Origin of the sequence: Brevibacillus fortis (assembly GCF_003013395.1) — a bacterium.
Taxonomy (GTDB): domain Bacteria; phylum Bacillota; class Bacilli; order Brevibacillales; family Brevibacillaceae; genus Brevibacillus; species Brevibacillus fortis.
In genome coordinates, this window is sequence record NZ_PXZM01000012.1 from 57,776 (window position 1) to 69,539 (window position 11,764).

Consider the following 11,764-nt stretch of genomic DNA (forward strand, 5'->3'; position numbering starts at 1 on the left):
TGGGTGGTTCCCTTGCTTCGATGAGTGTCGTCGTTTTTTGCCGAAATGAAGCGAATCGTTACAATTATCTTCCCACTGGAGCGTAACAAAGCGATATAATAAAGCGTCTAAGTATTGGATAAAGTTTTACAGCAAATCTAAACTTGTCGGAGGATTGGCAAAAATGAAGGTACGCAAGTGGTTTATGCTTTTGCTAATGTTCGTACTATGTATTCCAACGATGGGGATATCCGTGCAAGCCGCGCAGACATCACCTGGCATCAGCATCTATTTGGACGGGCAACAAATCAAAAGTGACGTCGCTCCGTACATTATTCCAAAAGCAAACGTAACGATGGTCCCAATGCGAGTGATCGGTGAAAATCTGGGAGCCGAAGTAAATTGGGAGCCAAAGTCTCAAACGGCAACCATCAGCAAACAAGATACTTTGTTGTCCATGACGGTTAATCAAAAGAACGCTCTCGTGAACAACAACAGCGTCCCACTTGATTCTTCTGTTCAGAACAAACAAGGAAGAATCATGGTTCCGCTGCGATTTGTCTCCGAGCAGTTGGGCCTTACGGTTAACTGGGAAGACAAGACAAGAACCATTCGCCTGCAAAGCGGCAACGTCGCTACCATGACTCCGCCACCACAGGATGTATTGAGTGAAACTGGCGGAATGGAACCAAGCACACCTGTCGTGACAAATGGAGAATTGCGCGGGGTGTGGATCTCTACGGTCTACAACTTGGACTGGCCATCTTCCGGTTCATACGGAAACCCGGCGAAGCAGCAACAAGAATACATACAGCTGCTCGATGAGCTGCAAGCCATGGGAATGAACGCTGCTTTCGTACAGGTGCGTCCATCTGGAGATGCTATGTATCCTTCTACACTCGTTCCATGGTCGAGATTTTTGGCGGGAACCCCGGGGAAAGATCCTGGCTACGACCCACTTGCCTTTATGGTAGAAGAAACGCATAGACGCGGGATGCAATTCCATGCGTGGTTCAACCCGTTCCGTGCTACTACGGACGCGAAAACAGACCAGTTGCCAGCTAATCATGTGATCAAGCAGCACCCTGACTGGATTGTGAATGCAAACAAAAAGCTGTATATCAACCCAGGTATTCCGGCGGCACGTCAGCAAATTATCAATGAAGTAATGGAAGTCGTACAGCGCTATGACATCGATGGTGTCCATCTGGATGATTATTTCTATCCTTCCAACGTTGCCTTTGCGGACGATGCAGCATTCAAGGCTTACAACAGTAAAAAGATCGTGTCCAAAGCAGACTGGCGTCGGGATAATATCAATCAATTTGTTCAACAATTGAATCAGTCCATTAAGAGCGTCAAGCCTCACGTACAGTTCGGGATCAGTCCATTCGGTGTATGGCGCAATAGCAACGTCGATCCGACCGGCTCCGATACAAAAGCTGGCGTTACTGCCTATGACCACATGTATGCCGATGTGCGCACATGGATTCAACAAGGATGGATCGATTATGTGACTCCACAAATTTATTGGAGCTTTTCCTTCGCTCCTGCCCAATACGACAAGCTCGTTACTTGGTGGGCAAACGAAGTACAAGCTACGAACGTCAAGCTCTACATCGGTCATTCGCCTTACAAGCTCGGAACAGCGGAAGCTGGCTGGCAGAGTGCCCAAGAGATTATTAACCAATTGAACTACAACCAGATGGTTCCTCAGGTTCAGGGTAGCATTTTCTTCAGCGCCAAGGACTTGCGGAAAAATCCGTTAGGCCTGCTCCCAGCTCTTAGCAGTTATTACAACCGCTAGATAAATAACAGTAACCCCCGAACCATAGTAGCAGAGCATCTCGCTACATTTGTTTCGGGGGTTTTTTCTTCTACGTTAATTTTTCTACAAGGAACGTGAGTTGTGCTTCCAAGGAGATCGGGTCATTGAAATAGGAGCCTTTCCGATCAATCTGAAACACCTTGTTATTTTTTACTGCCGACAAGCCCTTCCAAACGTTTGTACTGTATACACTCTCCGGATTGGCATCATCTCCGGACCATCCACTGGTAAAAATGTAGTCTCCCGCAAAGTCTGGCAGTGTTTCGAGCGAAACTTCCGCCCAGCCGGTATTGCTATCAATTGCTTCTTTTTGTACGGCATTTGGAGCCTTCAACTGGAATTCGCCGTAGATGATGTCTCCACCCCTTCCGAAGTTGTGCCCAAACACATAGATCCCCTTTGCGTATGGCTGCAAAATCGAAATGGTTTGATCACCTACCGCTGCTTGCACCTTGGGTTTTGCCTCAGCAATTTTCTTGTCCCATTCGGCAATCCACTCATTCGCCTTGTCTTCTCTTCCTGTCATTTTGCCAAACTCCCGCAGTTCTTCGCGGATTGGCTTCTTACCGTATTGAATCACTACCGTTGGAGCTATTTTGGTGAACTCCTCGATATTCTTATCCCCTTCAAACACAATAAGTAAATCAGGATTCATCGCCAATACTTTTTCTAGTGATGTTCCGTCGCCCACGCTTTCGATACCATCCAGCTTCCCTTTAAAATATGGGTTTTCCATAGCATGGTCCGTGATACCGATAGGCTTGATTCCCAGTGTCAGAAAATGTCCAACATAGCTGTCCGCTAGTATCACAGCCCTTTTTGGATCCTTAGGAATTCTCACTGTGCCATTAAACGCCTCGTAGGTGATATATTCATTGTTACTTTCGTTAACTGACCCATCCTGCGCAGGTTGAGCAGTTGGATTGGCTGGTGTCTGTCCGCAGGCTGATAACATGCTGATCATGACCATAATAAGGGCTACCACTATGATCTTATCTAAGCCTGATTTTCTCATTCTCAAAAGAACCTCTCCTTCAACGAGAATTGAAATTGATAATCATTCTCGTGAATTTTAGCATAAAGAGTTTGCTCTGCCCATCTTTTTCGTTCTCCGAGATACCATTTACAATTCGTCACAAAAAAATGCCGCGAAGCATGTTCGCGACATTGGTGGCTTTTGACAGTATATCATTTTTGGAGGAGCGCCCATTATTTTTATTGCACCTAAGGGGAGTTGAGACTGTGTAAAATAATCCCCATCTTTTAAAAAAGAATGGGGACTATTTTATTTGCCGCTGTTACCTTACCAGTTAATTTGTTACTTTGTGAAGACCGAACAGCATGAGGACATCATTATCGCTGCTCTCGTACTCTTTTACTTCACCATTAAAGGAAGTTTCTTTGACAATAATCTTGCTGCCTGTCGCATTTGGTTTCATTTCAATCATATGTGAAGATAGATTAAGATCAGCTGCCGTTATACCTAACTTATCGGAGAGATCTTTAACCGTGGCCTTTTGCTCACCTAGTTGACTGTCTTTAATAGTTACTGCCTGGCCATCCTTAGAAAAAACGAATGCAATCGTTAGGTCTAAGTTACTTTTTTCCGCAACGTTTACTTTTGCATCTACTGTTGTGGTTGCATACGGTATAACAGTACCAATCACCCCAGTAAGTAACAAAGCTGATGCAGTTGTCATCCATTTCTTTTTCATTTGTCTCGCTCCTTTTCATTTCTTTTTTTGTGTGCAAGCAAATCTCTTACTTGCTAAATTTAGGATAAGAGGAAATGTTAAAGAAAATTGTGGGGTGAAAATAAAATTTTCCTTAACATCGCACATCACTCGGTTCTCAGAGTATACTCACCGGCAAAAAAATGCCGCGAAGCATGTTCGCGACATTGGTAGCTTTATTTTTTCGGCATCATAGCATTTACAAACTCGCTGATTTTGCTTTTGGTCAATACATCACCAGTCGCGACTACTTCGTACTGCATTTTCTTGCCAGCGTATTCCACCACCCACACAATGCTCTTGTCTGTCTGGTCTTTTTTGGCTTCCTCTGTATAGAGCACCTCGATTTGCCCTACCTTCACTACTTCTTTTTTCTGTTGATCCAGATTTGCTTCATAAGTTGTACTTTCTTGTACACCTTCATAATTCGTGATGTTCAAATTTATATAGCTTTTTCCAGACTGATACGTCGTATACAGATACTCCAATTCATTTGTCCATGCTAACGGCTGCATGACGTATTCCTTTTTCTCTTTTTCCGCCTTCTGGTACAAGGCAGCCTTGTCATATTCGTTCTTGATACCAAACTCGAATCGGGCATCCAAGAAAGCATGGCCTCCTGGCAATGTTTCTGGCAAGAATATCTGGTCTCCCACTTTCTTTTGGACATCAGCCAAAGTCATATACTCAAATGGAGCCGTCATCGTCACGATTTGTTTTTGAGGATTGTGGGGAACGATGTAGACAGCTGCAACAGTTCCAGGCTCCATATTATCCTCGATTTCCCAACGTTTATTTAAAAAGGCATCCATTTCTTGATCCGGCTCTTTTACTGTTTTGGCGCCCGATTCTTTTACATCTTTCTCTAGGTACAGCACCTCACCTTGTGGGCTCTTCAACTGATAGTACTGGACAGCAGCATAACCCGAAGAAATGCTTGCGATTAATCCGATCGCGACCAAAATACTCACTTTATACTTCACAAAAAATCTCTCCTTCTCTCGTTTGATCTTTGTCATCACTTGCTTGCTAATGTCAATCTCCTGCGGGATGCGCGGGTCATTGAACAGGTCCTTAATACTCTCGTGCGATTTGTTTGGACTCATCGTGAGCTGACCCTCCCTTCCCTAAAGGAGAATAAGCGGATCGGAACTTCGATGCCGTACGCTCGAATTTTTTGCGCAAACTCGCAGCGTTTTTGTTCATGATCAAGGAAATTTCCTCGTACGTCTTTTCTTCCACGCCTCGCAGCAAAAGAAGCGTTCTTTCCTCTACCGAGAGTGTCTGCATGGCAAGAAATACATCCTCACTGAAATATACATTTTCAATATGCCGCTCGATGTCTGATTGAGGCTCTTTGTCCTGCATCAAAAATGGCAACATTTTTGTCCATTTCCTTTTTCTGATGAGATCGATGCAATGATGATAGGCTATTTTATAAAGCCAAGCTGCAAAAGGCATGTTTGGACTGTATTTTTTCAAGTTGCGATAAGCCTTGAAAAAGACCTCCTGTGTGGCGTCTTCCGCTTCGAATCGACTCCCCAGGATATGATAGCAGTAGTGAAATATTGGGGTTTGGTAGCTTTTCATGATGTCGGCGTAGCGGTCATCCGCTCCCTGTATGATCTCATCCAGAAGTTCTTCTATCTCTCTCGTGTCCACTCTCTCCCTCCTTTCAACTGGTATAACGCACCATATCACCCTGTATGTGACATCGCGTACAAAAAAATGCCGCGAAGCATGTTCGCGACGTTTGAAAGCCTTATTTTGTGCCGAGCTCCGGCTTGTTCTGGTAAAAGAAATTCGGCGAGTGGATTGTGTTGTCGTACAGACTGTGGAAAATGTGTGTAGCTGTTGCTGAGATCGGCGGAACCAGCCATGTCCAGTCACCAGTAACGGCTCGACCACATTTCTCTTCTCTTTCCTCAAATCGCTTGAATTGCTGGCTCGCGGTGTGATGATCGACTATCGATACTCCTTTTTCCTTGAAGGAATGCAGGACGGCTACATTCAGCTCGATGAGCGCTTTGTCTCTCCAAAGTGTCACTTCCCTGGTCGTATCGAGCCCCATGACCTCTGCGACCTTTGGCAGCATGTTATATCGTTCTTGGTCAGCGAAATTGCGCGCACCGATCTCCGTTCCCATGTACCAGCCGTTAAAAGGCGCCGCCAAGTATTCAATGCCACCAATCTCCATACGCATATTCGAGACGATCGGAACCCCATACCATTGCAACTCCAAATCGGCAAAGCCCGGTAGATCAGGATGCACGATTGGCACCTCCAAAACCAGCTCCTGAGAAATCTCAAAAAACTGCGGCGTCCGATCTCCAATCTGCACGACAAGCGGCAAAACATCGTAGTGCGTGCCTTTGCCTTGCCATCCCAGGCTCTGGCATAGCTTCGTCAACTCAAGTGAAATCGGATCGCCCAATACGCCGTATTCCGTTTCATATCCCGCGTAGCGAATCAACTGATCGTTCCAAATGCGCATGTGCGGTCTTCCTGTCATAGTAGGTGCAAAAACGGTGATGGTTGGGCGGATTTTCCCCCCATTAGTCGCAAACTCGATGTGACGAAGCATTGCTTGCGCCATCTCTTCTTCTGTCTCTGCCTGCCGTTCATCTAACACAATCAACGATTCCCAAAAGAATCGACCAATACATCTATTGCTATTGCGCCAGGCCATTTTCGCCCCATGACGAAGCTCTTCGGTTGTCTGCTCATAATATCCCTGCTGTTCGATCATCTGCCGGACTTCTTGTAGCCGTCGCTCGGTTTCGTCGGTTGTCTTGTCCAGTTCACCATAGCAGGTTCGGATAAATTGCTCTGCCGCTTCCATCAGTTGATTCACTTCCATAATTACCCTCTTTTCCCGCTGAAGAGCGGTTCATGGTCCTCGAAAAATATGTACCCTCATTATAAATTTACCGGAACTCTATTACCAATCCCTGTAGGCACTTGGACACATTTCTGTAAGAATCATTGGCTGACGTGGTTACTACGCACGATGAATAAGCAGCTTGAAAAATCCCGCGATCGACTCTGCTAATTGCTATATTACGAAATTTAGCAATATTAACTACCCTAATGAAAATAAAAAAAGAGCGCCTTAGCGCCCTTCTTAAACCGATAAGATTTTTCCGGCGATCTCTTTCGCCTTTTTTTCGTTGTGACGACGAACCCGTCCAGATAAAAGGAATAATTCTACAATAGAAATAATAAGAGGAATGTACGTCCAGCAGAAAAGGGTATAAACAATTCCGAGGCCTACGCGGTTCATATAATAGTGATGCGCTCCCAGACCCCCAAGGAACAGACAGAGGAGAATAGCTGTCGTGGAGTTTTTCTGAACTTTGCCGTACTCGGACTGGAAAATCATTTTTTGATCCATTGTCATGTTTTTCTGGATGAGGATTGTATCCATAATGTAAAATTTCTCCCTCATGCTATATGAAATGTAAAAATTTAATAATGAAATAATACTACCCCTTTTATTACCTGTAAAGGAAAAAAGAGTAGCAATGGGCTACCCTTTTGGTTTGCTTTCTACTTCTTGGAACGGAAAAGCCCATGTTCGCCGATAATCGCGAACGTTACAGCCTCCCACGGAATGAACCCAACGCCCCAAGGACTGATCCCGATAATTACGATTGTCCCTCCAACAGCTCCACTCCAGAAAATACGGGAGAAGAAAGAACGGCTCGCGAGGCGCGAAAAGATTTATTACATGCAAAAAAGACAGGTGCTTACACACCTGCCCTTTCTCCTAAACAGCCATATGGTTCCACATCTCCGACTTACTCAACGAAACAGCATCTGCTCCACCCTTCAATGCTTCGTTGACCTGCTCCATATTCCAGATCAACCCGCCCAAAATAATCGGCTGCGACAGATGCTCCTTGATATAAGAAATAATAGACGGCGCTATCCCCGGCATGATCTCAATCGCGTCTGGCTGGTTTTCCAAGACGTTTTTGATGGTCGTCGAAAGAGAGGTCGAATCGATCAAAAAGACGCGCTGGATCGTCAGCATGCCTTCCTTTTTGGCCGCGCGAATCATCGGTCCTTTGGTAGTGACAATGCCCGTTGGTTGGATATAGGTGGACAAGAAACGAAAAGCCTCTTTGTCATTGGACAGGCCATTCATGAGGTCTGTGTGCAAAAAAATCGGCTTGCTCGACTGACGGATCGTTTCGGCCTCCTCCATCAGCCTAGTCAGCTTTCCGTACATCAACAGGATCGCGCAAGCTCGGGACGCCATCGCCTCTCCCAAGCGATCCTGTTCGGTTGCCGCAATAACCGGATTCGTTTTCAAAATCGTTTGCATGTCCATCTATTCGCCTCCTGCCCGCAGTAGCCGTTCAACACTTACCTCAGCGCAGCCAAGCTGCTTAGTCTCCACTACCCAATGACCCGCGAATCCGTTGTCTTTCAAAAGTGACAGGATCGAAGCAAACGGGATCGTTCCATCGCCTATCGCCAAATGATCGTCCAGCTTGCCAAAGTTATCACTCAGGTGAAGAGCGGACAAATAAGGAAGCACCTCCTGCAATGCATCGATCGCATATCCCGGACGAATCAAATGGGCATGGCCTACGTCGTACACGATCCGCACGCGAGACGAATCGACATTCTGGCATATACGCACGAGATCCTCGACGTTCCACCCGAGCACTTTTGGATAAGGAGGAACATTCTCGACCGTCAGGATGGTTCTGCCCTCTGCGGACAGCTCGTTGGTCAACACTTGGAGTGCCTGACTCACATTTTCCACACCTCTTGCACGCTCGCCTTCCGCGAGTCGATCTGCTACTTCCCCCGCATGCATCACAACATGGGTGCAGTCGAGAAAGCTAGCAATCTCCAGGCAGCGCTTCATCGTGTCCATCGTTTGCTCCCGAGTCGGTCCCTTGTCCGCAGCCAGATTGCAGCCGCTGATCGGCGCATGAATCGACCAGGCAATCCCTCTCTCGTTTCCCTGCTGCTTCAACTCTTTCAGCTGCTCCCAGGACCAGTCCAAGAGGTCGGCATGATTCTCTTCACACATAATCTCGATGGCCTTCCAATCATGGTGCAAAAGCTGAACGATAGCATCACGCAGGGACAGATCGAATAACGCATAGGTGGATACCGCAAACGAGCTCTTGTCTCTCATCATTCATGACCCTCCCTCTTATTTCACGCCGGAGTGGATGAAGCTGTTGATAAACTGTCGCTGGAACACCAAAAATGCCAGCAACAACGGAAAAATCACCATGACCGTCGCTGCACTTACCTCGGCCCACTGCGCCCCTGTCTCAAATGATTGGGCAAAAATCGCCAGACCGACCGTCAACGGGCGATTTTCCACGGAATTCGTAATAATCAGCGGCCACATGAAGTTGTTCCAATGGTAGCTGACCGAGACCAAACCAAAAGCGATGTAAGTCGGCTTGGCTAACGGAACGTACACTCGCCACAAAATCTGGAACCAGGAGCAGCCCTCCATCCGTGCCGCCTCCTCCAGCTCGTGCGGGATCGTCTTGAAGGTTTGTCGCAACAAGAAGACCCCGAAGGCAGAAGCGAAGTACGGCAGCATAATGCCGATTTTGGTATCCAGCAAAGACAAGTCACGCAGGACGTTATAGTTGGGGAAAATCAAGATATCTGCTGGGACCATGAGCTGGACCAGGAACAGGACAAACAGCACGTCCTTTCCCCAAAATTGCAGCTTCGCAAAGGCATAAGCTGCAAGTGTAGCCGTGATGATTTGCGCTACTAAAATACCAGTCACGATCAAAAAAGTGTTGATATAGTACTGGTCAAAGGGTGCTGAGTCCCACACCTTCGCAAAGTTATCGAGTGTAAAATCAGCACTGAGCGACCACGAAGTCGCCAGCTCTCTCGGGCGAAAGGAAGTCCAGACCGCCCAGAGCAAAGGAAACAACCAGAGAACGGCCAAGCCGTACATGCCAACCGTTGTGAATTTGCGAAGCATCTGCCATCCCCCTTAGTTGTAATGAATCTTTTTATCCATAGCAAAAAACTGAAATGCAGCGACCAACAGCAGCAGCACGACCATGACAATCGTCAATGCAGAAGCCATTCCTTGGTCCCAGAAAGAAAACGCCGTCTCGTATATGTAGTACAGCAAGAGATTGCTGGCATTATCCGGTCCGCCTTTGGTCATGATCACCAAATGGTCCACCAGCTTGAAAGAGTTGGTGAAGGCGATAATACTGACAAACATCGTGGTTGGCATGAGCAGTGGAAAGGTGATGCGGCGAAACACCGTCCACGACGATGCTCCTTCCATGGAGGCGGATTCATATAACTCCTGTGAAATGTTTTGTAGCCCCGCCAAATAAAAGATCATGAAATAGCCCGCTTCCTTCCAAATGACCATGAAGATCATCGCCCACATCACATTTTTCTGATCGCCGAGCCAGTTCATGTCGCCTTTTCCGAACCACTCCATCACATGACTAAGCGCTCCGTACTCCGGTGTGTAAATAAACAGCCAGATGTTCGCCACTGCAATCATCGGAACAACTGTCGGATAAAAATAAGCCGTGCGGATAAAGCTCTTCCCTCGTAATGCCTTGTTGGCGAACAGCGCCATCCCTAGTGCGAGAGCCACACTCGTCGGCACGGTCCCGATGGCAAACCAGATATTATTGGTCAGCACCTTCCAAAACACTTCATCTTCCACCATTTGTTTATAATTATCTATCCCGTTAAAAAACGGCTCTGGAGAACCCAGATCCGCTTGATGAAAACTGAGTATGAACGTTTGTATCACCGGATAGAAAGTAAACAGCAGCAGGAAGATGAGGGAGGGAAGGAGCAAGAGCCAGGCGTACATGTTCACTTTCCATTTTGCGCGTAGTTCCCCCATTGTCGCTCCCCCATTACCTAGCTTGATTTATTTGTTGAACGGTGCCAGCATCTTGTCCGCTTCTTCCTGCGCTTTTTTCAATGCTTCCGCAGGCTCGGATTGACCAGTAATCACGGATTGGAGCGTGTCGTTCAAGAGCTTTGTCACTTTGCCGTTATTGTGTGTAGACAGCTCAGCATGACCGTATTCCAGCTGGTCACGAGCCACTGCTGCTGCTGGGAAGTCCTTGACGTATTGCTTCATCGTCTCTTCTTCGTAAGCAGATTTGCGTGTAGCGACATAGCCAGTATCGACACTCCACTGAGCAGCGCGCTTAGGCTCGGTCATAAAGCGAATGAATTTCCACGCCGCTTCCTGTTTCTTTTCATCGGTGCCTTTGAACATGTAGAAGTTACCGCCACCTGTCGGGCTGCCGTAGTTCCTTTTCGCTGGCAAAAACGCTACGCCAAAATCAAACTTCGCGCTCTTCTTCACGTTCGTCAAATTGCCTGTCGTATGGAACATCATCGCTGTTTTGCCTTCCAAGAAATCAGACGGTACGGTTGCCCACTCGTTGACGCCTTCAGGCATGACTTGATGCTTTTTGGACAAATCTACCCAAAATTGCAAGGCTTCTACATTTTCTGGCGTATCTAAAAACACTTTTTTACCATCTTCGGACATCAAGTTCTTGCCGTTTTGCAGAGCAAGTGCTTGGAACATCCAATACGTGAAGCTCGAAGAAGGAATCTCGATGCCATAGCGTCCGTCCTTTTTCAACTTGGCAGCGTACGAAACCAGCTCATCCCATGATGTCGGCGGTTTCTCCGGATCAAGTCCTACTTCCTTGAACGCGTCCTTGTTGTAATAGAGCACGATGGTGCTGCGCTGGAACGGGATGCTGTATGTCTTGCCGCCTACTTGGGAATTCGCCAAAAAGCCCGGGAAGAAATCATTCACGTATTCGCTGCCGCCATCCTTGGCAATGAAGTCGTCCAACGGAAGGATGGCATCCATGTCCATCATCGTATGCAACTCAGTTGAGAGCATCACCGCTACGTCTGGAGGAGTCTTACCCTGTACCGCTGCCTGAACCTTTGTTGTCGTATCCTGATAGCTGCCCGTATAAACTGGCTTCACTGTGATATCTGGGTTTTCTTTGTTAAATTCCTCTGCCATTCCGTCCACGATCTTGGTCAAGGGACCTCCAACCGCAACCGGATAATAGAAGGACAGCTCAGTTTTGCCTGATGAATTGGCTCCTTGCGCCGCATTGTTCGTGGACGAAGAATTGCCACTGGAGCACCCAATGATCAGACTCATACTCATAACGACCGCAAACAAGCTTTTGACAACTTTACGCAT

12 protein-coding genes are annotated in these 11,764 nt (G+C 47.0%); 1 reads left to right on the plus strand and 11 read right to left on the minus strand.

What is annotated here, in order from left to right; all coding sequences use genetic code 11:
- Positions 1–163: 163 nt before the first annotated feature.
- Positions 164–1,786 (plus strand): family 10 glycosylhydrolase, encoded by a 1,623-nt coding sequence (locus C7R93_RS08620; RefSeq protein WP_106838441.1) that lies wholly within the window; start codon positions 164–166, stop codon positions 1,784–1,786.
- A 70-nt stretch (positions 1,787–1,856) separates the two neighbouring features.
- Here C7R93_RS08620 and C7R93_RS08625 read toward each other — a convergent pair whose 3' ends face one another.
- From C7R93_RS08625 to C7R93_RS08675, 11 genes are all read right to left on the minus strand, one after another.
- Positions 1,857–2,822 (minus strand): iron-hydroxamate ABC transporter substrate-binding protein, encoded by a 966-nt coding sequence (locus C7R93_RS08625; RefSeq protein ID WP_106838442.1) that lies wholly within the window; start codon positions 2,820–2,822, stop codon positions 1,857–1,859.
- A gap of 295 nt (positions 2,823–3,117) precedes the next feature.
- Positions 3,118–3,522 carry a hypothetical protein gene (locus C7R93_RS08630; protein WP_106838443.1) on the minus strand — a complete coding sequence of 135 codons (405 nt, stop codon included), beginning with the start codon at positions 3,520–3,522 and terminating at the stop codon, positions 3,118–3,120.
- Positions 3,523–3,716: 194 nt separating this feature from the next.
- Positions 3,717–4,646, minus strand: coding sequence for a hypothetical protein (locus C7R93_RS08635; RefSeq protein ID WP_244191480.1), 930 nt, complete (start codon positions 4,644–4,646; stop codon positions 3,717–3,719).
- On the minus strand, positions 4,615–5,202 hold the full coding sequence (locus C7R93_RS08640) for an RNA polymerase sigma factor (protein ID WP_106838444.1): 588 nt from the start codon (positions 5,200–5,202) through the stop codon (positions 4,615–4,617). Before C7R93_RS08640 ends, C7R93_RS08635 begins: the two co-directional genes overlap by 32 nt.
- 100 nt (positions 5,203–5,302) lie before the next feature.
- On the minus strand, positions 5,303–6,400 hold the full coding sequence (locus C7R93_RS08645; protein ID WP_106838445.1) for a nitric oxide synthase oxygenase: 1,098 nt from the start codon (positions 6,398–6,400) through the stop codon (positions 5,303–5,305).
- Between the two features lie 264 nt (positions 6,401–6,664).
- Complete coding sequence (locus tag C7R93_RS08650; RefSeq protein WP_244191481.1) at positions 6,665–6,967, minus strand: NINE protein; 303 nt, start codon at positions 6,965–6,967, stop codon at positions 6,665–6,667.
- A gap of 342 nt (positions 6,968–7,309) precedes the next feature.
- Positions 7,310–7,876, minus strand: a complete 567-nt coding sequence (locus C7R93_RS08655; protein WP_106838446.1) for a glycerol-3-phosphate responsive antiterminator — start codon at positions 7,874–7,876, stop codon at positions 7,310–7,312.
- Positions 7,877–8,698 carry a sugar phosphate isomerase/epimerase family protein gene (locus tag C7R93_RS08660; protein WP_106838634.1) on the minus strand — a complete coding sequence of 274 codons (822 nt, stop codon included), beginning with the start codon at positions 8,696–8,698 and terminating at the stop codon, positions 7,877–7,879. It abuts the gene before it with no gap.
- 18 nt (positions 8,699–8,716) lie between these two features.
- Positions 8,717–9,520 (minus strand): carbohydrate ABC transporter permease, encoded by an 804-nt coding sequence (locus C7R93_RS08665; protein WP_106838447.1) that lies wholly within the window; start codon positions 9,518–9,520, stop codon positions 8,717–8,719.
- Positions 9,521–9,532: 12 nt separating this feature from the next.
- Positions 9,533–10,420: a carbohydrate ABC transporter permease gene (locus tag C7R93_RS08670; RefSeq protein ID WP_106838448.1), complete on the minus strand. Its 888-nt coding sequence runs from the start codon at positions 10,418–10,420 to the stop codon at positions 9,533–9,535.
- A gap of 27 nt (positions 10,421–10,447) precedes the next feature.
- Positions 10,448–11,764: an ABC transporter substrate-binding protein gene (locus C7R93_RS08675; protein ID WP_106838449.1), complete on the minus strand. Its 1,317-nt coding sequence runs from the start codon at positions 11,762–11,764 to the stop codon at positions 10,448–10,450.

Bases quoted from the DNA above. Each gene is read 5' to 3' on its own strand.
- C7R93_RS08620 (WP_106838441.1), top strand. From the start codon at position 164: ATGAAGGTACGCAAGTGGTTTATGCTTTTGCTAATGTTCGTACTATGT.
- C7R93_RS08625 (WP_106838442.1), bottom strand. From the start codon at position 2,822: ATGAGAAAATCAGGCTTAGATAAGATCATAGTGGTAGCCCTTATTATG.
- C7R93_RS08630 (WP_106838443.1), bottom strand. From the start codon at position 3,522: ATGAAAAAGAAATGGATGACAACTGCATCAGCTTTGTTACTTACTGGG.
- C7R93_RS08635 (WP_244191480.1), bottom strand. From the start codon at position 4,646: ATGAGTCCAAACAAATCGCACGAGAGTATTAAGGACCTGTTCAATGAC.
- C7R93_RS08645 (WP_106838445.1), bottom strand. From the start codon at position 6,400: ATGGAAGTGAATCAACTGATGGAAGCGGCAGAGCAATTTATCCGAACC.
- C7R93_RS08650 (WP_244191481.1), bottom strand. From the start codon at position 6,967: ATGGATACAATCCTCATCCAGAAAAACATGACAATGGATCAAAAAATG.
- C7R93_RS08655 (WP_106838446.1), bottom strand. From the start codon at position 7,876: ATGGACATGCAAACGATTTTGAAAACGAATCCGGTTATTGCGGCAACC.
- C7R93_RS08660 (WP_106838634.1), bottom strand. From the start codon at position 8,698: ATGAGAGACAAGAGCTCGTTTGCGGTATCCACCTATGCGTTATTCGAT.
- C7R93_RS08665 (WP_106838447.1), bottom strand. From the start codon at position 9,520: ATGCTTCGCAAATTCACAACGGTTGGCATGTACGGCTTGGCCGTTCTC.
- C7R93_RS08670 (WP_106838448.1), bottom strand. From the start codon at position 10,420: ATGGGGGAACTACGCGCAAAATGGAAAGTGAACATGTACGCCTGGCTC.
- C7R93_RS08675 (WP_106838449.1), bottom strand. From the start codon at position 11,764: ATGCGTAAAGTTGTCAAAAGCTTGTTTGCGGTCGTTATGAGTATGAGT.